Below are 22270 nucleotides of genomic sequence, written 5' to 3'. Positions count from 1 at the left end.
GTCATCGGGCAATGCCCGACGACCAGACATTCCTATTCGGCGGCGATCGCCGCCCCGTTCCCGTCCCCGACCAGGAACGGTTCGGTGCGTACGGGCAGCGCCGGCACATCTATGTGATCCAGAGCGAGGCCCTGCTTGGCGCGCTCGACCATCATCTCGTAGGCCGTCTCCAGATGGCTGGTGAAGCGCTCGGCGTCGAAGAGCGGCTTGATATAGCGATTGGCGGTCAGCACATCCTTGAGCCTGGCGGCGCGCTCTGGCTCTCCGGCAAATTCCACGGCCATGTCCTCATAGGCCTGGACATCGGCGGCGACCAGTTCGGGCACGCCAATGGCGTTAAGCAGGCTTTCGCTGACGCGCGAGGCAAAGTTGGTACCCTTCATCGTCAGCACCGGCAAACCGCCCCAGAGCTGCTCCGAGGTGGTCGTGTGGCCGTTGACCGGGAAGGTGTCGAGACCGAGGTCGGCAAGCTGCTGGCGATCGATATGGTCTTCGTAGCGAATACGGGTGGTGAAGACGACGCGCTTGCGATTGACGCCGCGCGCCTCCAGGCGTCCCCAGAGATTGGCCTCGGCGCGCGGGCCATTACACAGCAGCCAGAGCACGCTGTTCTTCGTGCGCTTCAGGATGTTGCACCAGACATCGACCATCTGCGAGGTGATCTTGCGGTTGCCGTTGAACGAGGCGAAGACGAAGGCGTCTTCCGGCAGCCCGTGCTGCGCGCGGGTCGTCGGCCGCGGCTTCGGACGGTAGATCGGGTCGTTCGGCTGATAGCTTTCGGGCATCCGGCAGAACTTTTCGTGGAAATGCGGCTTGGACTGTTCCGGCAACACGTATGGATCGCCGATGATGTAGTCGAGATCGATATTGACGGTGGAACCGGGAAAGCCGAGCCATGACGTCTGGATCGGCGCGGCCATATGGTTGAGGATGCGCGCGCGGCTGTCCTTGGTATGTCCCTTGAGGTCGACGAGGATATCGATGCCGCGGGCGCGAATGACTTCGGCCGCCGCCTGATCGGTGAGGCTGCGGATATCGACCATCGCCCCCCATCTCGAATAATCGAACTCTTCCTCTCGCTGCGACGCCAATGACGAATGGTCGAAGAGGGTGATCTCGAACCTGTTCCGGTCGTGCAGCTCCAATATGCGCTGCAGGAGCTTCATGGTTGCGTGGCCCGGCCAGAAGTCCGAGGAAAGATAGCCGATTCGGATCTTGTCGGCCCATGCATGCGGCGCCTTGCGGCGGGCCTCGGCATGTCCGGCGGGCAGCGGTAGCGTGTCGTGGATGGCGAATTTGTTGATCGCTTCGTCACCGCACCAATGCAGGTGGAAGAAGGGGTTGTCCGGCGTGACATGGTCGAGATTGCCCGCGGCCAGCGAGGTCTTGACGGGTGCCATATGCTTGTCGACCATCGCGAGATCGGACACTTCGCGCGCGAAGATCAGGTAAAGCGTGCGGAAGACGATGTTGTCGGGATGGTTCTTGAACAGCGTCGCGACGATGTGCCGATTGCTTTCGTCGTAAAGGTTGTCGGTCAGCAGTTTCGCGGCCAACAGCCGGTGCCTGAGCTCGGGCCCGTCGACCAGCACGGTCTTGAAGCCGGTCAGCAGCTCCTTTTGCTGGCGACCCAGGAAAATGCGGACGAGGGCATAGGCCAGCTCCGGATCCTTGAAGGCCAGCGGCAGGATCAGGCTGCCGATCGATAGCGCCTGGTCCTCATTGCCGCAATCGGCATGCAGCAGCAGGGCTTCGCGCAGATAGTCCTCGCGATGGGGCTTTTGCCTGCCCGCCAGTTCATAGGCCTTGGCGGCATCCGATGTGAAGCCGAGTTTGAGCAGCGTCTTTGCCAGCAGCGCGTAGGTCTTCGGCGATGTATCGCTGTTGAGCAGCTCGTTCAACGTTTCGAGCGCGCGCGTATACTGCCCCTTCTGGTAGAGATTGGACGCTGTCACAAAGGCGTTTTTGATAGTCACGAGCGAGAACTCCGAGCGAAATGTTGAACAGGCGCCGGCTGGAGGCCGAGGACCGTCATCATGGATTCGCCGGATCATCGCGCGCGTAGCTTGCCTGAAACCGAAGCGGCGATTTAACCGCTCGTTTACGCGCTGTTAGCTACGTTGAGGACATCCGTTGCCGTGCCCCCCGGATTTAAGGAATTCGCAAGCAATGGATGCGAGCTTACTCGTGACATGACGGGTTTGGCCCCCTAGGAAATGGGGCCGAGGAGCATGAAGCCGCTCCGTCATCGCCGGTATTCGAAGTCCGGTATGTCCTCCTTTTGTATTCAGTTTTCGGGGACACACTCATGACCAGCATTAACACCAACAATTCCGCTATGGCCGCACTGCAGACGCTGCGCGGCATCAACAGCAACCTGCAGGACACGCAGAACGCCGTTTCGTCCGGCCTGCGTATCTCCAAGGCTTCGGACAACGCAGCCTATTGGTCGATCTCTACTTCGATGAAGTCTGACAACAGCGCCATCGGCGCCGTTTCCGACGCCCTCGGCCTCGGCGCCGCCAAGGTTGACACCGCATCGACCGCTGTCACTAGCGCCATCGACGTCGTCGGCCAGATCAAGGACAAGCTCGTCACCGCCATGGAAGGCTCGGTTGACAAGGGCGCTGTCCAGGAAGAAATCGGCCAGCTCCAGGCACAGCTGCAGAGCGTCGCTCAGTCCGCTTCGTTCAACGGCGAAAACTGGGTCATGGCTGCCGGCGGCGACTCCGCTTCGGTCGTTTCCTCGTTCATCCGCGGCACCAACGGCACCGTCTCGGTCAGCACCACGTCCTACAAGTTCGACGCCGGCGCAACCGGCAACGTTCTGTTCGGTGCGAACTCCGGCACGATCGACACTGCTTCCGGTATTCTCGGCACCAAGACCGGCTCTTACTCGGTGTTCAGCCTGGATATTTCCAGCATGACCACGGGCCAGATCTCCAGCGCCCTCAACATGGTTCAGACCGCTCTGAACTCGTTGACCAGCATGGGCTCGAAGCTCGGCTCGATCTCCAGCCGTATCGACCTGCAGACGAGCTTTGCTTCCTCGCTTTCCGACTCGATCCAGTCGGGCGTTGGCAAGCTGGTTGATGCCGACATGGAAGAAGAATCCAGCAAGCTTTCCGCTCTGCAGACGCAGCAGCAGCTGGCCATCCAGTCGCTCTCGATCGCCAACTCTTCGACCCAGTCGATCCTGTCGCTCTTCCGTTAAGAAGTAGGACTGGCGTCCAACGCCAGCCGAAATTCCTGAACAATAAGTTAACCGCGCCTATCTAAGGCGCGGTTTTTTTTATATTTTTTGCCATCACATGGTTCAGCTTTTCTTAACCATATTGCTGTTTTCTAGGGTCATTGAAACGGCGAGTTAACCATAACCAACTGGGGTTAACAGGCATGATGCTGAGTGCCGTTACCGGTTTTTAGGTCCGGAATGTCCCTTATTTAACCACTGCCAAAGGGGCAAAGATTATGACGAGCATCCTTACCAACAACGCCGCAATGGGCGCCCTGCAGACGCTGCGCGGCATCAACAGCAGCCTGCAGGACACGCAGAACGCCGTTTCGTCCGGCCTGCGCATCTCCAAGGCTTCCGACAACGCCGCCTATTGGTCGATCTCTACTTCGATGAAGTCTGACAACAGCGCCATCGGCGCCGTTTCCGACGCCCTCGGCCTCGGCGCCGCCAAGGTCGACACGGCAACGACCGCCGTCACGAGCGCTCTCGATATCGTCAGCCAGATCAAGTCCAAGCTCGTCACCGCCATGGAAGATTCGGTTGACAAGTCGTCCGTCCAGGAAGAAATCGGCCAGCTCCAGGCACAGCTGCAGAGCGTCGCTCAGTCCGCTTCGTTCAACGGCGAAAACTGGGTCGTGGCTGCCAGCGGCGACTCCGCTTCGGTCGTTTCCTCGTTCATCCGCGGCACCAACGGCACCGTCTCGGTCAGCACCACGTCCTACAAGTTCGACGCCGGCGCAACCGGCAACGTTCTGTTCGGCTCCAACTCCGGCACGATCGACACTGCCTCGGGTATTCTCGGCACGGCAACCGGTTCCTACTCGGTCTTCAGCCTCAATATCACCGGCATGACCGGCGGCCAGATCTCCACCGCCCTCGACATGGTTCAGACCGCTCTGAACTCCATGACCAGCATGGGTTCGCGCCTCGGCTCGATCTCGACCCGCATCGACCTGCAGACGAGCTTTGCTTCCTCGCTTTCCGACTCGATCCAGTCGGGCGTTGGCAAGCTGGTCGATGCCGACATGGAAGAAGAGTCCAGCAAGCTGTCCGCTCTGCAGACGCAGCAGCAGCTGGCCGTCCAGTCGCTCTCGATCGCCAACTCTTCGAGCCAGTCGATCCTGTCGCTCTTCCGTTAAGCGGAAAGGCCGGCGCTCAGCGCCGGCGGCGACCAGCCGAGCAAAATTTCACCGCGCCTTCCCTGGAGGCGCGGTTTTTCTTTTGGGGCAGTGGGCTTAACCTGCCGCCTTGCGCCGCAGTGAGTCGACGAAGGCGTCGAACAGCTTGCGCATCGCCACCTGCTTATAGGGGTAGGTGGCGGGACTATCCATGTTGTGCACCACCATAGCCACGTCGAGTTCGAACACCAACAGGCGCCCGTCGGGGAGTTCCGCGCAGTCGATACCGAAGTAATCGAGCCCAATGCGGCGATAAAGCGCGTCGAAACTGTCCTTGTGGCGGATCGCGAAATCGGTGTCGAAATCCTCCATCCACGCCTGTTCGACCGCACGCTTTGCCGGGCTTTCCGCCATGCCGGCGCTGAGATAGTGCACGATCCAATGCTCGGACAGCGCCATGTGGCTCGCGAAGGCCTTGCCCTGGATGAACACGATGCGCTGCTTGTTGTACAAGCCGTCTGAGCCACGGAAATCGATGAAGGGCGCAACATAAATCTCTGGAGCCGGCTGCGTTTCGAGCCAGGCCGACAATCCCGAGGGGTCGGCAACGCGGTCCATTCCATGGCCGGCATGGGTGCTGATCGGCCGAACGACGAGGGGAAAGGTAAGTCCTGGCGCACATTTATAAAGCTGTGTCTTGCCCGAACCGACGGCGAGAAGCTCCTCGCGGGGCACGCGATGGGTGCTCGGCGACAGAATGGAGGATTCGGCGGCCAGCATGGCGCTTACGCCATCACGCGTCAGCCGACTCACCATTTCCGGATCGTTGTTCATGATCGGACCGTCGAAATCGGCCAGCAGCGTCCGCATCCGCGCGAGCACGGGAGCATTCTCGGTGGATTCGCCGATCGCCATGAAGGCGACGTCGTGTGCCGGCAAATCCCCAAGCTCGGTCGTTTCGGCATCCACATAGTGCAGCCAAAGAACGCAATCGCTGTCGACCAGCAGGAAATCCAGCGGCGTGTTCGCCATGAAATCGCCCGGCGTCACAAAGGCCAGCAATCGCGGGCCCTGTCCATTTCCATGAACCACGCAGAAGTCCCGTTTCAGATCGACGGCGCTCCGGAACATCTGGCGCGCTTCATCGGCGCGGCCCATGGTTTGCAGGATGGTTGCCAGATCGAACAAGGCTGAGGCATCTGTGGCGTCGGTGCGGATGCGTTGCGTCAGCTCGTTCCACATCGGCGCCACGTCGCCGCCGGCATAGATGAGCGAGACGATCTTCTGCATCCCGATGATTCGGCTGGAGTTTTCGGCGATATCAGGATTGTGGTCGGGAACGAGGCGGGGTGTCATCAGCATGGGAGCAAATCCTGTCGGGAACCGAGTTTCAAGACGCCCTCAATCAGTGCGTCGATATCCGTCTGCCGCGTGCGGTGGTTCACGATTGCCGCGCGGATAGCCGGTTGTCCGGCGATATGGGTGAGGGATGGGGCGACGCGTCCCTCGGCGTGGAGGTGTTCGACGATCCGCGCGTTGATCTCTGGCGGCGCATGACCGGCCGGGCCCACATAGGCAAAGCAGACGATGTTGAGGGCGACCGGCGCGAGCAACTGCAAGGCGGGTTGCCGCTCGATCTCATGCGCGAGGGCACGCGCCAGGGCGCAGTTGGCGGCCATCGAATCTCCCAGTGCCTTGATGCCGTAGGCCTTCAGGGTGAACCAGGTCTTGAGCGCGCGGAAACCGCGCGACAGGTCGGGACCATAATCGCAGGGCCACCAGTCGCCGCCCGCCAGGCCAGAGGCCGCGCGGCTGAGATAGGCGGCCTCCGAGGCAAATGTCTGGCGCTGCCAGGCGCTGTCGCGCACCAGGAGGAAGCCGGCGTCGTAGGGCACCTGGCCCCATTTGTGGAAATCGAATGCGAGCGAATCGCAGGTCTCGATGCCCGTGAACAGATGCGCGAGATCGTCGCAGAGGATACCGAGCGCCCCCAACGCACCGTCGACGTGGAAATGCAGATCATGGGCGTCGGCGATGCGCCGCAAGGCTATCAGATCGTCGACAGCACCCGTATTCACCGTTCCCGCCGTTCCGACGAGCAGGAAGGGTGCGTGTCCTTCCGCCTCGTCGCGAATGATTGCGCGCTCAAGGGCCTCGATGTCGATCTGCCCGGCGGCATTGACTGGGATGCGCCTGAGATGATCGCCGCCGATACCGGACATCTCGACCGCGCGGGGCACGCAGCCATGCACCTCGCTCGACGCATAGGCGGTCAGCCGAGGCTCGCGGGGCAGCCCTTTTTCGCGAACGCCGGTGCCGAGCTTTCTTGTTTTTGCGAGCAGCAGGGCGACAAAATTGGCCTGCGAGGCGCCGGTCAAAAAGACGCCGCCGGCGGTGTCCGGAAACGAGAATATCTGCTGCGTCCACCGGATGATCTGGCGCTCGACCTCAATCGGCATATGGTCGCGCCCACCAAGATTGGCATTCAGTCCTCCGGCCAGCATCTCCGCCAGCATGCCGGCGGCCGTTCCGCCGCCCTGTACCCAGCCCATGAAGCCCGAATGGATATTGCCGCTGCCATAGGGCAGGATGCTGTCGCGGAACACCGCATGGACATCGGCGAGTTCCGTGGGCTCGACGGGCAAGGGCGCGTCGAAGAGCGCGCGTGCCGACGATGGTGCCGGTTGCCAGACAGGCTTTTCGGAAAGCGTCTCCAGATGGTCGAGCATGTCGTCGAGCATCCGATGACCCTGCCGGCGCAGGGCCTGCCAGTCGTCGGGATCGAGGCTGGTCCGTTGGCGGGGCTCGTCGCCCGACAATCCGCCGCCCTTCAAATCTAACATTTCGACTCCGCGCCTGCTTGACTCTGCCGGCAATCTTAAGCCGCCAAAGGTGGCGCGAAGCTGACCTGAAGGACTTCTCCCGTCGGCAATCCGCTCGTGCGGCCTACTGACGGCAACCAAATGCGCGGTAATGTTCGTTAACTTTTCGGGCGTGCGTTAACCTTTTATTAAGCCTGATGTTGTCATTTGCGACTAACGCAACGGTTGGTTAACCTCTCCTAAGAGCCGGTTAACAGGCATGACGCTGATTGCCGTTCCCGGCCGCAGACCGGAATGTCCCTTCCCATTTCAGCCACAAGGGGCACCCTTCGATGACCAGTATCCTGACCAATGACGCGGCAATGTCCGCTCTCCAGACTCTGCGCTCGATCAGCACGAATCTGGAGGATACCCAAAACCGGGTCTCCTCGGGCTATCGTGTCGCCAAGGCCTCGGACAATGCCGCTTACTGGTCGATCGCGACCACCATGCGTTCCGACAACAGCGCGCTCTCCGCCGTCTCCGACGCGCTGGGCCTCGGCGCCGCCAAGGTCGATACCGCCTATACGGCCATGGACAATTCCATCTCCGTCGTCCAGCAGATCAAGGACAAGCTGGTTGCGGCAACGGAAAACAGCGTCGACAAGGCCGACGTCCAGGAAGAAATCTCGCAGCTCCAGCAGCAGCTCGAGAGCATTGCGCAGTCCGCATCCTTCTCCGGACAGAACTGGATGATCGCGGCTGACGGTGCATCGGCCTCGGTCGTATCCTCCTTCGTCCGCAACAATGACGGTTCGGTTGCGGTCAACAGCACCAGCTACACATTCGATACCGGATCGGCGGGCAACGTCATGTTCGGTGCCGACGCCAGCGGCACGATCGATACGACGTCCGGCATTCTCGGCACGACGCAGGATATCAACGGCACGGCCTATTCCGTCTTCAGCCTTGATATCAGCAACATGACGAGCGGCGACATCGGCAAGGCGATGAATCTGGTGCAATCGGCTCTCAACACGATGACGAGCACCGCCTCGCAGCTCGGCTCCCTGTCGACCCGCATCGACCTGCAGACGAGCTTTGTCTCGGCGCTCAGCGATACGATCGATTCCGGCGTCGGCAAGCTTGTCGATGCCAATATGGAAGAGGAATCGAGTAAGCTTTCGGCCTTGCAGACACAGCAGCAATTGGCCATCCAGTCGCTGCAGATCGCCAACAACAGTGCGCAGAACGTTCTGGCGCTCTTTAAGTGAGCCTTGACCGGAGCTTGCGTCGCGATCCGGCGGCGGCATTTCTTTCTTGCCGCCGCCCATAAGCTTTTGCTAACCCTGTTGGGTAACTGATTTGCAATATCTGCGTAGAGCCTGGTGTCCGGCCGAATTGGGTTGGGCGCGTTTCAAGGCTCTGCTTGAGCGACGGGCCGCGTGGGGATCATTCCCGCTGGCGGGCATGAGGCCGATCGTTGCTGCCGGTTTGATCCGGTTTGCCAGTCCCAATGGAATTACGGGTTTTCAGATGAGCAATGTGACGACGAACCGCGCCACCTCGGCGGCGCTGACTGTGTTGCGTGGAGTCAATAAAGATCTTGGCGTCGTGCAACAGCAGGTTTCATCCGGTTTTCGCGTGGCAAGCGCAAGTGACGACCCGACCTATTGGTCGATGGCGACGACCATGCGCTCAGATCAGAGCAGCCTTTCCACTATCACCGACGCACTCGGTCTTGGCGCCTCGAAGGTCGACACTGCCTCCACCGCCATGGATACGGTCGTCAGCATCGTAAGCCAGATCCGGGCCAAGCTGGTGTCGGCACAGGAGCCGGGTACGAACAAGAGCGCGGTCAACACCGATATTCAGCAGCTCAAGGACCAGCTGCAATCGGTAACGCAATCCGCCTCCTTCTCCGGTGATAACTGGCTGTACAACACCAGTACGCAGGCCGAAACCCAGAAATCGGTGATCAGCAATTTCACGCGCGGTTCGAGTGGGCAGATCAGCCTGGTGTCGATCAGCTACGACAGTTCGCAGACCCTGATGATCGACACCGCCGACGCAAGCCGGGGACTGCTGACGAAAAATATCGATGCCAGCACGCTGGGTACGTCAGATGGCACGTCGACAGCTCGCAATTACTATCTTCTGGCCGCCGATTCCGGCACGGCTCCGACCGATGGCACTGAGATCTCTATTTCCGATAGCACTACGGATGCCGAGTTGACCGACATGCTCAACGTCACCAATTCGATTTTGACGTCGGTGACATCGGCGGATTCGACGCTCGGCGCGATGAAGTCGCGTATCGACGATCAGTCGGATTACATCTCCAAGCTTAGCGACGGCATCAAGACCAGCGTCGGCGATCTTGTCGACACCAATATGGAAGAGGCGTCGGCACGTCAGAGCGCGCTGCAGACGGCTCAACAGATGGGTATCCAGTCGCTGTCGATTGCCAACACCATGGCGAGCAAGGTGCTGATTCTTCTTCAGGGAAAATGATTTCCGCCACAGGCGCGGCCAGCCTGGCCACACCTATTGCATTCATCCTCGCACAAGTTTGACCCCCTACGGTCCATGGCAATGACATGGTTGCGCTATTTCCCGGTGACGTTCGGCGTCGTGTCCGGAAGGTGTGGCCGCAGGACGGAAACCGGAAGCGCGATGATCGACGTTTTGAGCATGGGAATTCAATGGGCCAGTCGAGGCATTTACTCGTGGCTTTCGGCCGACAAAGGCGAGGGAATGTTCTCATGAGCCCGATGTTGTCTCGCTATCTCAAGGATTTCAGCGCTGAACCGTCTCCGTCCGTCACTCTGCCGGACTTGACCTTTGACGAGGCGCCGCCCTTCCTCGACAGCCCCGTGGAACCGCCGCTCGATATCGAGGCCGAACGCCGCGACGCCTATGCGCAGGGGCATGAGGCCGCGACGCTAGAATTGTCGTCGAAGCATCAGCTGGAGCTGAAGGCGATAGCCGAAGCCCATCGCGGCGAGATCGACGCGTTGCGCGCTCAATACCAGGAGCAGGCGGCGGAGAGGATTGCCGCCGGCATGACGCAGATTGCCACCATGCTGGGCCAAGTGGTCAACACCGAAGCCGCCGCCGTGCTCGCCCCGATCATGACGGAAGCGCTGACGGCCAAGGCTGTCGCCGATCTTGCCGATCTGGTGGCCGCATCCATTCTCGATGGCGACGTCGGCCCGGTGACGGTCAGCGGCCCCCGCCATCTCTTCGATATCCTCCATGCCCGTCTCGACGATCATGGCGCCCTGCTGCGCCATGTCGAGGCCGACGATGTCGATCTCTCCGTGACGATCGGCGAGAGTGTCCTCGTGACCCGTATGTCCGCCTGGGCCGCTAGTCTGAGAGAGATTCTGAAATGAGCGACGGCGATCAAAATCAAGGCAAGCACGAGATCATCATCGTCAAGCGGCATGGCGCCAACGAGCATGAAGGCGGTCATGGCGGCGCCTGGAAGATCGCCTATGCCGACTTCATGACGGCGATGATGGCCTTCTTCCTGGTGATGTGGCTGGTGAACGCCGCAAACGAGGAGACCAAGGCCTCCGTCGCCTCCTATTTCAATCCGATCAAGCTTGCCGACGAAAAGCCGACCGAGAAGGGGCTGAAAAAGCCCGTCGACCAGGCCGATGGGAAAAAGAACGAGGCGAAGTCTCAGACCGAGGAAACCAATCCGAATAACGGCAAGTCCGCCAAGACCGGCGAGGATCAGACCTCGACCTCTGGCGACCAGACTGCCTATTCGGAGGCCGATTTCTTCGAGAATCCCTATTCGGTTCTGGCCGAGATCGCCCAGCAGGTCGGCCAGCAGGCCAATGTCAGCGCCAAGGGCGAGGGCGGCGCCGCCCAGTCGGGCCCCGCAACCGGCGCCGACGGCGGCCAGGCCTATCGTGATCCGTTCGACCCCGATTTCTGGACCAAGCAGGTTCAGGTTTCCAGCGCCTCGAAGAAGGCGAACGAAGAACAGTCCGCCAAATCCGATCAGTCGCCGAAGGGTGAAGTGGTCGCTCTCTCCAAGGCGACCGCCGCTGATTCCGGTGAGCCGACCGACAAGCCGCAGACGCCGGAGCAACAACCGACGCTGAGCAAGCAGAACCAGAGCGGGCAGGATGCCAGTGAAGCCAGCGTTTCGGCAGCGCAGGGCAAGGATGTCGCCTCGGCCAAGGACCAGCAGTCGGCCAAGGGCCAGCAGCAGAACGCCAAGGAACTCCAGCAGGCGATCCAGGCTGAGATCAGCGGCGTCGCCGGCCAACTGGCCGAGGGCGTTCAGGTCGCCTCGGCCGAGGGCGGTCTTCTTGTCACGATTTCCGACCAGTCCAACGATCCGATGTTCAACATCGGTTCGGCCGTTCCGCGCCGGGAAATGGTGCTGGCGATGACAAAGATCGGCAAGATCCTGGCCGACCGCAAGGGCGCGATCCTGATCCGCGGCCATACCGACGGCCGTCCCTATATGGTCGGCGGCCACAACGACAATTGGCGCCTGTCGCTCGACCGCGCCCAGAGCGCCTATTACATGCTTACCAGTGCCGGCCTGGACGAGAAGCGGATCGAGCAGGTTTCGGGTTTCGCCGACCGCCGCCTGAAGCTGCCCAACGATCCCTTCAATGACGCCAACCGCCGCATCGAGATTCTGATCCAGGATGCCAAGGACCAGTCAGGCGGCAATCAGAGCCCGACGACGCCAGGTGTGGGCAAGCCGGGCCAGGGCAAGCAAAACCAGGGCAAACAGGGATAGTTCATGGCGCGCATTCAGCATCGTCATCGCCTCGCGCTCGCCTTTACCCTCGGCATTCTCATGCCGGGGGGGCTTCGCGCCGAGAGCCAGGATGGCCTGCCGCCCTACAAGATATTGCGCTCGCTCGAATTCATCCAGGATTCCGTGGTGGCCGGCGACAGTTCAGCCGGCGAGATGCAGCGTTTCATGCTGTCGACCATCGACGAGCGCCTGCGGGGTGCAGACAAGTCCGTGTTCGACGATAGCCGCAACGTTGATGCGGCGCTGATCTACGCCATGAGCGGCGGCAATCCGGCGACACTGGAATATCTGATGTCGCGCGACGTCAACGGCAATTTCGACAATCGCGTCGCCGATGTCCTCAGGAAGTATCTGAACGGCAAGGGATTGCTGGTCGTCAATACGCTTGCCGATATCGCCAGGGAGTATCGCGACAAGAAGATCGGCCCCTATCTCTCGCTCGTTGCCGCCAATGTCATGTCGGCCAAGAATCCCAAGGAAGCCCTGAAGCTTTACGACTGGGCGCGTTTGACGTCACCGGGCACCATTGTCGAGGAATCGGCCCTGCGCCGTTCCCTGGCGCTCAGCGCCGACGCCGGCATGGTGCCGCAGGGGCTCGGTTATGCATCGCGCTATACAAGGCGCTTCCTGCACTCGCCCTATGCCAGCCAGTTCGCCGACCTCTTCGTCCAGCTCGTCGTCGATCACAATGCGGACGTCAAACAGCAGGACATTATCGAGATACTGTCCTTCATGGATCCCCCACGGCAACGGGAAGTCTATCTACGCATGGCACGCCGCGCCGCCATCGCCGGCAAGGCCGATCTTGCAGCGCTCGCCTCCGGGCGCGCTCAGGCCATCGCCAATGATGGCAGCGATGCGTTCAGCGCGCTGGCGGGCTTTTACGGCGGCGTTGCCGGGGTGTCGAGCTCCGATATGGGAGCGGCGATCCGCAAGATAGACCAGATGCCAGCCGGGGAATTGAACCAGCAGGACCGCGCGCTGCGCGAGGCTGCGAGGATCGTGGCGGACGAGATTTTGCGCGCGCCCGATCCGGCAAGCCTGAAGCAAGGCACACCGCCTAGTCTGTCTAATCAAGAACATACTGAACACGATGCTGCTGTGACGAACCACCCCGGGGCCCAATCCCCCGGCACGGCGGGTGTTGAGGCGGGAGCCGCGGCGAATGCGGCTCACACCCCGGAGGAAGGACGGCAGGAGGCCGATCCTTCGTTCAATGCATTCGTCACGACAAGCCGCTCGAAGCTTGATGCCATCGACGGCCTGTTGCAAGCAGGAAAGTAGTTGATCATGCAGGACATCAGTATCTCCAGTGCCCCACCCGGGGCCGATCTCATTGCTATCGCCAAGGGTGGACGTTCGGCGAAGCAGGATGACGGTCTCGCCAAGGCATTTCAGGATGCGCTGACCAATTCGTCGGGCAACGGACGCAAGCCTGACGCGAACGCCAATGGCAATGCGGGCGCAGCCGCGGTGCCCACCGACGTCGATGTTGATACCGCTGTCAATGTGGATGGGGATACCACCCAGGCCCCGGTTGGTGATCTCGCAACGATCGTCTCTCCCATGAGTGATATCGTGAATAGCGGCGCCGAGGTGATCGACCCGTCTGCAGCCAATCTTGCCAGCCTTGCAACGCTGACCAAGGGCACCAACCCGCCGGTCGGCTCCAAGTCTCTGCAGGAGACTGGTGTGGCGAACCTCTCCAAAACACTGATGGATATTCAGCAGTCAGTCCCGAGCAGCGTTGTGACCGCCGACACCAACGGGGCAACTCAGACGGTTGGCGATGCGGATACGGCGCAGATCCCGGCCCAAACTCAGATGCAAGTCGAGATCCAGTCCCAGCCGGCGGGTCAACTCGATGATATCGCCCAGCAATTGGCGAATGTGATTGTCGGCAATCCGCCTGTGCGGAGCGATGGTGACGGCAAGACGGCGCCTGCCAAGGCCGGCAAGGCTACGTCAGCGACGGATGACGGTAAGTCTTCGACGACGCAGAGCGCTCAAGCAGACAGCGCAGCGTCCGACGTCCTGTCGCTCTTGAACGTACAGCCGGCGGTCGCCCCCGTCGTGCAGCAGAGCGCGGCGGCTGTCTTGACCGGTGCCGAGGTGAAGACGCAGGCGGCGCCGGATCAGTCCTTGTCGAAGATCGCCAATGTGGCACAGAAGGATATATCGGCTGATGCCGAGGATACCATGCCGGCGCTCCCGACCACCGGCGAGGATACGACAGCGACGGCGCAAACCTTCCGGCTGGTGCGTGCCGATGGGCGCGGCGGCTCGCTCGACATGACGATCAGCAAGGGTAGCGATGATGCGGCGCAGGCCAACGTCACTGCATCGGGCAGTGGTGATGCGCAGACCGTCACGGTGCTCGATTCTCGGCGCTATCTGGGCCTTGCTGCCAATTCGAATACGGCGCTCGTCACCTCCGCCCTTGGCGGAGACAGGGATTGGTCAAGGGCGATGCAGCCGGGTTCGGCGCTTACCAATGCGGCGAGCTGGACGAGTACCGGAAAGGTCGTCAACACGCTGAAGATCCAGCTGAATCCCAACGATCTCGGCGAAGTCACCGCCACCATGCGGCTTTCGGGCGATCAGTTGAGCGTCGACCTAAAGGTGCGGACCGGCGAGGCCTACCGTCAGCTCCACGCCGATCAGAGCCATATGGTCGATGCCTTGCGTGCCCAGGGCTATCAGGTCGACAGCATCACCGTCACCATGGCCGCGAGTGGCGACCAGTCATCGGATAGCAACCGGCAGTCCAGCTTTCAGGGGCAGTCCCAACAGCAGTCCTTGATGAATCAGGGGCAGGGTGGGGACGCACGGCCGAAGGGACAGAATTATTCGGGGCAGCAGGCAAATGGCAATGACGGCAATCGCAACTCAGGCGAACGTGGCACGGAAGATACTACGGCTGGCTACGCTCAGCGCCTGCGCTCTGGCGACGTTTACCTTTGATGCACTTGCGTCCGGGAATGCGGCATCGCCAGACAATGGCGCGGCCGGCCTTTGCGAACGCGAGATCCAGTCGGCGGCGGCAAAATACGGGATACCGGAAGGGATCCTCTACTCGGTCGGCCTGACGGAGACGGGCCGCAAAGGGTCGCTCTATCCTTACGCACTCAATATCGAGGGCAGGCCGTTTTTCCCGGCGTCCCAAAATGCGGCTTTGCAGACCTTCGCGGCGGCAAAACAGAGCGGCGCAAAGCTGATCGACATCGGCTGCATGCAGATCAATCAGTACTTTCATGGCGAGAATTTCACGTCCGTCGCCGCCATGTTCGATCCGCACAGCAATGTCGAATACGCCGCGAGGTTCCTCCGCGACCTTCATGACAGGCATGAGACTTGGACGATGGCGGTAGCTCGATACCATGCCGGCCCGAACAACAACCCCGCGCAAAAGGTGTATGTTTGCCGTGTCATCGCCAATCTGGTCGCCACGGGTTACGGGAAATGGACGCCCAACGCAGCAAACTTTTGCCACGATTGAGCAACCTATAGATTGCAAATGATCACATTGTTGCCGCAGCTATCCGCTCGCGCATGGTTGACAGCGGCGCGATCAACTGAATAGCGTATATTCATAATGTACTAACTAACAAATTTTTTTAGACAAAAAATCGGCAGCACCCACTACATCTAGTGCAAATCGCACCCTAATTCTTAATCAATTATTAATTCCCGCCACTCATTTCCGACAGTTGTTCGTGATTCGCCCGATTCGTACCCATAGGTCATCGAAACACCACACTGATTCGGAGGCGGACGAATGATCGTAGTGGTTGATGAGCGCGAGCTCGTTAAGGACGGCTATACTTCACTTTTTGGACGGGAAGGCATCCCGTCGACGGGGTTTGATCCCCGGGAATTCGGCGAATGGGTTGTGACGGCCGCGGAGGGCGATATTGCCGCGGTCGAGGCATTCCTGATCGGACAGGGCCAACATGTGCACGAATTGCCCCGAGCAATTCGTGACCGGTCAGCGGCACCGGTCATCGCCGTCAGCGATCAACCCTCGCTGGAATCGACGTTGGCGCTTTTTGACTGCGGTGTCGACGATGTCGTGCGTAAGCCTGTGCATCCTCGGGAAATTCTGGCCCGAGCGGCGGCGATCCGTCGCAGGCTGAAGGCGATCTCCAACTACACCGATATCGGTCCCATCCGGGTCTTCTCGGATGGTCGTGACCCGGAGGTCAACGGTGAGGTCTTCGCATTGCCACGGCGCGAACGGCGCATTCTGGAATATCTGATTTCCAACCGCGGCCGCCGTGTGACCAAGACGCAGATCTTCAATGCGATCTACGGCATCTTCGACGAAGAGGTCGAAGAGAATGTCGTCGAAAGCCATATCTCCAAGCTGCGCAAGAAGCTGCGCAAGAGGCTCGGTTTCGACCCGATCGATTCCAAGCGCTTCCTCGGCTACTGCATCGATTGGAGTTGATGCTTCCACCCAGACCAGGCGCCATGGCGCCCTGAAGCTAGCAACGAGCCCGAGAGATCTTCCGATCCTCGGGCTTTTTCACGACCGAAAGCTCCGGTCGTGACGATTGCAATTTATGTGTGCGTATATGCTTACCATTACGGCACTTTTGGCGCGTTTCGGCGGGTGCATGGCAAAATTCGGGCGGCTGTTTCATGACGATCGGCTTTTCCTCTTTTCAGACAGCTTCACGCAAGGCCCGGTCCCTACTCTCAGCCTAAGAGGAATAACGAGGATTCCAGATGAGCATTTTCGGCAGCATGAAAACCGCGATCTCAGGGATGAATGCCCAGGCGAACCGTCTCGGGACTGTTTCTGACAATATCGCCAACTCCAGTACGACTGGCTACAAGGAAGCGTCGACGAGCTTCTCCTCCCTCGTGCTGCCGTCTTCCAGCGGCAACTACAATTCCGGTGGCGTCGAGACGACGGTTCGCTATGCGATTTCGCAGCAGGGCAATGTCTCCGCCACCACGTCGAGCACCGACCTCGCAATTCAGGGCAACGGCTTCTTCGTCGTTCAGAGCTCGTCAGGACAAACGTTTCTGACCCGCGCCGGCGATTTTACGGCGGATGCTTCGGGTAATCTCGTCAACGCCGCCGGCTTCACCCTTATGGGCTATTCCAGCGCCTCCGGCGCCCCGTCGGTGGTCGTCAATGGCTTTGAGGGCATGGTGCCGGTCAATGTCACTCCGAGCGGCACGAACACTGTCGCTACCTCGAGCGGCAGCATGACTGGCAACCTCAACTCCAATGCCGCTATCGTCGACGCGACCAGCGGCAATGGCTCTCTGCCCTCGGCCAATACTTCTCCGGTAACCACCGACACCAGCAAGAGCTCGATCACTGGCTACGACAACCAGGGCAACAAGGTTGTCTTCGACGTTTATTATACCAAGACGTCGGACGATAACTGGGAAGTCGCGGTCTACAATCATGCGGACGCGGCATCGGGCGATACCCCTTTCCCCTATGGCGGCGATGGTCTGCTCGGCAGCACGGCCCTGACCTTCGATCAGAAAGGTGCCATGACGTCTGACGGAACGCTCGACGTCGCGTTCGGAAATGATACGCCGCAACAGAGCATCGCGATGGATTTCTCGGGCTTCACCCAGGTTGCCACCGACTTTACCGCCACGGGCAAGATGAATGGCCAGGCACCCAATCCGGTGACCAGCGTGACGATCGCCAAGGATGGCACGGTCAGCGCGATCTACAAGGACGGCTCCAACAAGGAACTCTACCGCGTTCCGCTGGCTACGGTCGCAAGCCCCGACAGCCTGACGCTGGAAACCGGCAACGTCTACTCGGCCAACGGCGAGTCCGGCGTGACGGTCACCAGTTGGCCGCAGAGCGGAGGCCTGGGCTACATTCAGTCCGGCGCGCTGGAAGAATCCAACGTCGACCTCGCCAACGAGCTGACGAACATGATCACCGCGCAGAAGAGCTACACCGCAAATTCCAAGGTGTTCCAGGCCGGTTCCGACCTTCTGGACGTTCTCGTCAACCTGCAGCGTTAAACACGATAGGGTACCGGGTCAGTCATGTCGCTCACTACAGCTCTCAACAACGCGCAAGCGATATTCAACAATAGCGGCACGCAAAGCAGTGTCGTGTCGAACAATATCGCCAATGCCGGCAATACGGATTATTCCCGTCGCCAAGCGATGCTGACGACCGACATGTCCGGCGCGCAGGTCGTGACGATCGCTCGCGCCAATGAGCCGGCCCTGCAAAAGGCGTTCCTCTCCAGCACGTCGGGCGACGCGGCACAGCAAAGTCTCCTGAAGGCCTATACCAGCCTCCAATCCGCAACGCTCGGCGGCAACGACAACGAGGTGGCGCCGGCTACCTACCTGTCGGCTTTGCAGACGGCGATGCAGACCTATGCGAGCTCGCCGTCCAGCACGACGGCGGCGCAATCCGCCGTCAATGCGGCGCAGAGCCTCGCAACCGCGCTGAACAATGCCACCACCGCCGTTCAGAGCGTCAGAGCCGATGCCGACAAGCAGATCGCTTCGGATGTCGACACGCTGAACGGTCTGCTGAAAAAGTTCCAGACGGCGAATGATGCGGTCACCAGCGCGACCGCGACGGCAGGCTCCACCTCAACGGCGCTGTCCGATGCGCTCGACCAGCGCGATTCGGTACTGAAGCAGATTTCGCAGATCGTCGGGGTCACGACCGTGACGCGCGACAACAATGACGTGGCGCTTTATACCACCGGCGGTGCGACGCTGTTCGAGACGATCCCGCGCTCGGTGACCTTCACCCCGACGACGTCTTATGTGGCGGGTACAACCGGCAACAACGTTTATATAGACGGGGTCGCGCTCACGGCCGGGCAGGGTGCGAGCACGACGGCGCAGGGCAGCCTTCAGGCGTCGCTGCAGGTTCGTGACGACGTTGCTCCGACATACCAGATGCAGCTCGATGAAATCGCGCGCGGCCTGGTGACGACGTTTGCGGAAACCAACCAGACCGACTCCACCATCAAGGCGCCCGGCCTGTTCACCTGGAGCGGCGGCACCGTTCCCGACAGCGCCGCCGTCGTCACCGGCATGGCCGGTTCGATCGCAGTCAATCCGGCGCTGCTGACCACGGCTACCCAGACCGGCGATCCGACGCTCCTGCGCGATGGCGGCATCAACGGTGCCGACTATGTGGTCAATGCCACGGGGGGCAGCGGTTATTCCGATCTGCTCGACACCTATATCACCGGCATGAACACGAAGATGGACTTCGATGCGACCGCCGGTTCCGATACCAACGCCAGCCTCATGGATTACGCCTCTTCTTCCATTGGCTGGCTTGAAGGCCAACGCAGTACTGCAACGACGGCAGCGGAAAATACCTCGGCGGCGCTTTCGCGCTCCTCGACCGCCTATTCGAACGAGACTGGCGTCAACCTCGACGAGGAGCTGACGCTGATGATGGATATCGAGCAGTCCTACAAGGCGGGAACCAAAATATTGAATGCCGTCAACGAGATGCTTCAATCGGTACTGGATATTGCGAGCTAAGCCATGAAACTCTCCTTCATTTCGAGCACAGCCATTCAGAATTCAATGCGCCAGACGATCCGTCAGGCGCAGAATGAAATGACGGATGCCTCGACCGAAGCGACGACCGGCGTCTATGCCGACATCGGCGTCTCGCTCGGCAGTGGTACCGCAAGCAGCGTCAATCTCACACGGGATGTGACGCGGATAGATTCCATCCTCAGCAGCAACTCGGTCGTCAACCAGCGGATGACCTCGTCGCAGACGGCGCTGAGCGACATGTCCTCCCAGGCCCAGAAATTCATGGACCAACTGGTGGCGTTACGTGGCAACAACGACGGCAGCAGCGTGCAATTGACGCAGCAGACGGCGACCGCGACGCTTTCGAGCTTCGTTGCCGATGCCAATACCATGGTCAACGGCGAGTATCTCTTCGCCGGCACCAATACCGATGTGCAGCCGATGACCGACAATTCCTCGGCGGCGACCACGGCAATCCAGAGCGCCCTGAGCGACTATGCGACTGCGCAAGGGGTCGCGGTCAGTGACCTGACGGGGGATCAGATGAAGGATTTCATCACGAACGTCGCCGAGCCGCTGGTCACGTCGGACAGCAGCTGGTCGGACTGGTCGAGTGCGTCGGATCAGAACATGTCGAGCCGCATCAGCAATTCCGAGGTTATCGAATCCTCGACCAATGCCAATGCCACCGGCATGCGCTACCTGGCCCTTTCCACCACCATCGCCAACGCGCTGATGGGGCAGGGTTTGAGCCAGGATGCGCTGAACGCGGTCACCGACCAGGCGACCAGTTATGCACGCCAGGCGATCGACGGGCTCAACGACCAGGCAAGCCAGCTCGGCTTGTCGCAGGCGCGCCTGACCGATGCCAACACCTCGCTGAATGCGCAGAAGACGATCCTCAACACCAATATCGGTGATCTGACGGGGGTCGATCCCTACGAGGCGTCTACCAAGGTCAACAGTCTCGAGACACAGCTTGAGACCGCTTACACCATCGTCTCCAAGATCCAGCAGCTAAGCCTTGTAAATTACCTTTGATGATCAAAGGGATGGAATGACCAAGAAGGATGCATGAATGTATCAGTTCTCATATGCGGAAGTCATGCAGGATGCAGTGGCCGACGCCAAGGAGCGGGAACGTCAGGTTCTGGACCGGTCGATTACTCTTCTCGCCGCGGCTCGTGACAAGGAGAAATACGGCCGCGAGGCGATTGAGGCGCTGTTTTACACAAGACGCGTCTGGGTCAGCTTCATCGAGGATCTGAAAAGTCCGGAAAACCAGCTTAACGTCGAACTGCGCGCCAATCTCATCTCCATCGCACTTTGGATCCTGAAGGAATGCGACAGAATCCGGAGGCGCCAGTCGGAGAATTATCAAGGCATCATCGATGTCACCACCATCATCAGGGATGGACTTAAATGAAAAGTACGCTTCGCATATCGCTTAAAGCCGGGGAAAAGATCTTCATCAACGGGGCCGTGCTGCGCGTTGACCGCAAGGTTGCCCTGGAGTTCCTGAATGATGTGACCTTCCTGCTCGAGAACCACGTTCTCCAGCCGGAGGAGGCGACGACGCCGCTGCGCCAGCTCTATTTCATCGCGCAGATGATCCTCATCAATCCGGAAGGCAAGGAACAATCGACGGCGATGTTCCGCAAGTCGATCGTCATGCTGCTCTCGTGTTTCCGTCACGAGGAAGTACTCGCCGAGCTGAAGCGCGTCGACGGCCTCGTTGCCACCGGCCGCGCCTTCGATGCGCTGAAGGCGATCCGCGGGCTCTATGCGATCGAGGACAATATCCTGAACAATCAGGAAATGCCGGCCGCGACGATCGAGCATATTCGCCGGGAGATCGCACCGTGGCGGTAGACGCAGTTACCAGCAGCACCAGTACCAGCACCTCTTCGAGCACCGCGGCGGCGGCATCGGCAAGCGCCACACTGAACTATAACGACTTTCTGCAGCTCCTTATCGCACAGATGAAGAACCAGGATCCGACTTCTCCGATGGATGCCACGCAGCAGATTTCGCAGCTGGCCAGCTTCTCGCAGGTCGAGCAGCAGATCCAGACGAACTCGCACCTGGAAACGGTGTTACAGAATCAGTGGATCTCGCAGGCGTCGGATTATATCGGCAAGGAGATCATGAGTGCCGATGGCACGGTCACCGGCACCATCAAGGAAGTAACCGTCTATTCAGACGGTATCATCGCGCAAACCGAAGCGGGCGACAAGGTCCTGTTGCAGTCGGGCGTCACCGTCGCACCGGCGGGAACGACGATTGTCGCGCCGACGACAACGAGCGATACTACCACCACTGATTCGACGACCGAGTAGTATCGACACGACCAGCAGCTCATGAGGAGCCGGCTGAGCAGAGGATAATGAGGCCATGAACGAAGCCGATGCATTGGATATTTTCCAGGCAGCCATCTGGACGGTACTTGTCGCCTCCGGTCCGGCCGTTCTCGCCGCCATGGTCGTCGGCCTGGTGATCGCCCTGATCCAGGCGCTGACCCAGGTGCAGGAGGCCACGTTGACCTTCGTGCCAAAGATCGTCGCCGTCATGGTAACAGTCGGGATCAGCGCGCCTTTCGTCGGCTCGCAGATCTCGATCTTCACCAATCTGGTCTTCTCCCGCATCCAGTCGGGATTTTAGGGCAAATCCGGAAGCCAGAAACGGCTTCCGGATCCCATACGGCGTGGGGACAAGCCATTCTCGCGCAAGCTTCGCCCTCTACTGATCGGTTCGAATAGGGCAGACGGTTCAGCCGTTTGCCTCCTCTCATGAAGAGACGGAACCG

20 protein-coding genes are annotated in these 22270 nt (G+C 60.2%); 17 read left to right on the top strand and 3 right to left on the bottom strand.

What is annotated here, in order from left to right:
* Window positions 1-32: 32 nt before the first annotated feature.
* Window positions 33-1976, bottom strand: a complete 1944-nt coding sequence (locus AB6803_RS21665) for a glycosyl transferase (RefSeq protein WP_371110812.1) — start codon at window positions 1974-1976, stop codon at window positions 33-35.
* A gap of 332 nt (window positions 1977-2308) precedes the next feature.
* Here AB6803_RS21665 and AB6803_RS21660 point away from each other — a divergent pair, with 332 nt between their 5' ends.
* Together AB6803_RS21660 and AB6803_RS21655 are read left to right on the top strand one after the other, a co-directional pair.
* Window positions 2309-3214: a flagellin gene (locus tag AB6803_RS21660; protein ID WP_371110811.1), complete on the top strand. Its 906-nt coding sequence runs from the start codon at window positions 2309-2311 to the stop codon at window positions 3212-3214.
* Between the two features lie 257 nt (window positions 3215-3471).
* Window positions 3472-4377, top strand: coding sequence for a flagellin (locus AB6803_RS21655; protein WP_371110810.1), 906 nt, complete (start codon window positions 3472-3474; stop codon window positions 4375-4377).
* A gap of 96 nt (window positions 4378-4473) precedes the next feature.
* On the opposite strand, the gene AB6803_RS21650 is transcribed toward AB6803_RS21655, so the two are convergent.
* Both AB6803_RS21650 and AB6803_RS21645 read right to left on the bottom strand, forming a co-directional pair.
* Window positions 4474-5718: a tetratricopeptide repeat-containing protein gene (locus AB6803_RS21650; protein ID WP_371110809.1), complete on the bottom strand. Its 1245-nt coding sequence runs from the start codon at window positions 5716-5718 to the stop codon at window positions 4474-4476.
* On the bottom strand, window positions 5712-7199 hold the full coding sequence (locus AB6803_RS21645) for an aspartate aminotransferase family protein (protein WP_371110808.1): 1488 nt from the start codon (window positions 7197-7199) through the stop codon (window positions 5712-5714). Before AB6803_RS21645 ends, AB6803_RS21650 begins: the two co-directional genes overlap by 7 nt.
* Before the next feature lie 311 nt (window positions 7200-7510).
* Here AB6803_RS21645 and AB6803_RS21640 point away from each other — a divergent pair, with 311 nt between their 5' ends.
* The 15 genes from AB6803_RS21640 (at window position 7511) to fliQ (ending at window position 22125) form a co-directional block, all read left to right on the top strand.
* Window positions 7511-8431, top strand: coding sequence for a flagellin (locus AB6803_RS21640; protein ID WP_371110807.1), 921 nt, complete (start codon window positions 7511-7513; stop codon window positions 8429-8431).
* 262 nt (window positions 8432-8693) lie between these two features.
* Window positions 8694-9671: a flagellin gene (locus tag AB6803_RS21635; protein ID WP_371110806.1), complete on the top strand. Its 978-nt coding sequence runs from the start codon at window positions 8694-8696 to the stop codon at window positions 9669-9671.
* Between the two features lie 251 nt (window positions 9672-9922).
* Window positions 9923-10555 carry a hypothetical protein gene (locus AB6803_RS21630; protein ID WP_371110805.1) on the top strand — a complete coding sequence of 211 codons (633 nt, stop codon included), beginning with the start codon at window positions 9923-9925 and terminating at the stop codon, window positions 10553-10555.
* Entirely contained in the window at window positions 10552-11931 is a 1380-nt protein-coding gene (locus AB6803_RS21625; RefSeq protein WP_371110804.1) for a MotB family protein, read from the top strand. Before AB6803_RS21630 ends, AB6803_RS21625 begins: the two co-directional genes overlap by 4 nt.
* 3 nt (window positions 11932-11934) lie before the next feature.
* A complete protein-coding gene (gene motC, locus AB6803_RS21620) occupies window positions 11935-13236 on the top strand; it encodes a chemotaxis protein MotC (protein ID WP_371110803.1) in 1302 nt (433 codons plus the stop codon).
* Window positions 13237-13242: 6 nt separating this feature from the next.
* Window positions 13243-14916 (top strand): flagellar hook-length control protein FliK, encoded by a 1674-nt coding sequence (locus AB6803_RS21615; RefSeq protein ID WP_371110802.1) that lies wholly within the window; start codon window positions 13243-13245, stop codon window positions 14914-14916.
* On the top strand, window positions 14864-15451 hold the full coding sequence (locus AB6803_RS21610) for a lytic transglycosylase domain-containing protein (RefSeq protein ID WP_371110855.1): 588 nt from the start codon (window positions 14864-14866) through the stop codon (window positions 15449-15451). Before AB6803_RS21615 ends, AB6803_RS21610 begins: the two co-directional genes overlap by 53 nt.
* 279 nt (window positions 15452-15730) lie before the next feature.
* Window positions 15731-16402, top strand: a complete 672-nt coding sequence (rem, locus tag AB6803_RS21605) for a transcriptional activator Rem (protein WP_371110801.1) — start codon at window positions 15731-15733, stop codon at window positions 16400-16402.
* A 281-nt stretch (window positions 16403-16683) separates the two neighbouring features.
* Window positions 16684-17961, top strand: coding sequence for a flagellar hook protein FlgE (locus tag AB6803_RS21600; protein ID WP_371110800.1), 1278 nt, complete (start codon window positions 16684-16686; stop codon window positions 17959-17961).
* Window positions 17962-17985: 24 nt separating this feature from the next.
* Window positions 17986-19464 carry a flagellar hook-associated protein FlgK gene (gene flgK / locus AB6803_RS21595; RefSeq protein ID WP_371110799.1) on the top strand — a complete coding sequence of 493 codons (1479 nt, stop codon included), beginning with the start codon at window positions 17986-17988 and terminating at the stop codon, window positions 19462-19464.
* A gap of 3 nt (window positions 19465-19467) precedes the next feature.
* Window positions 19468-20505, top strand: coding sequence for a flagellar hook-associated family protein (locus AB6803_RS21590; RefSeq protein WP_371110798.1), 1038 nt, complete (start codon window positions 19468-19470; stop codon window positions 20503-20505).
* A 37-nt stretch (window positions 20506-20542) separates the two neighbouring features.
* Window positions 20543-20890, top strand: coding sequence for a flagellar biosynthesis regulator FlaF (gene flaF / locus AB6803_RS21585; RefSeq protein ID WP_371110797.1), 348 nt, complete (start codon window positions 20543-20545; stop codon window positions 20888-20890).
* Window positions 20887-21336 carry a flagellar biosynthesis repressor FlbT gene (flbT, locus tag AB6803_RS21580; RefSeq protein ID WP_371110796.1) on the top strand — a complete coding sequence of 150 codons (450 nt, stop codon included), beginning with the start codon at window positions 20887-20889 and terminating at the stop codon, window positions 21334-21336. The genes flaF and flbT overlap by 4 nt, the downstream gene beginning before the upstream one ends.
* Window positions 21327-21803, top strand: a complete 477-nt coding sequence (gene flgD, locus AB6803_RS21575) for a flagellar hook assembly protein FlgD (protein ID WP_371110795.1) — start codon at window positions 21327-21329, stop codon at window positions 21801-21803. Before flbT ends, flgD begins: the two co-directional genes overlap by 10 nt.
* Window positions 21804-21858: 55 nt before the next feature.
* Complete coding sequence (fliQ, locus tag AB6803_RS21570; RefSeq protein ID WP_007700174.1) at window positions 21859-22125, top strand: flagellar biosynthesis protein FliQ; 267 nt, start codon at window positions 21859-21861, stop codon at window positions 22123-22125.
* Window positions 22126-22270 lie beyond the last annotated feature (145 nt).

It is taken from the genome of Rhizobium sp. RCC_161_2, from assembly GCF_041355235.1.
GTDB lineage: Bacteria > Pseudomonadota > Alphaproteobacteria > Rhizobiales > Rhizobiaceae > Rhizobium.
The sequence above is the reverse complement of the archived record's forward strand: the minus strand, read 5'-3'. Positions and strand labels throughout refer to the sequence as shown.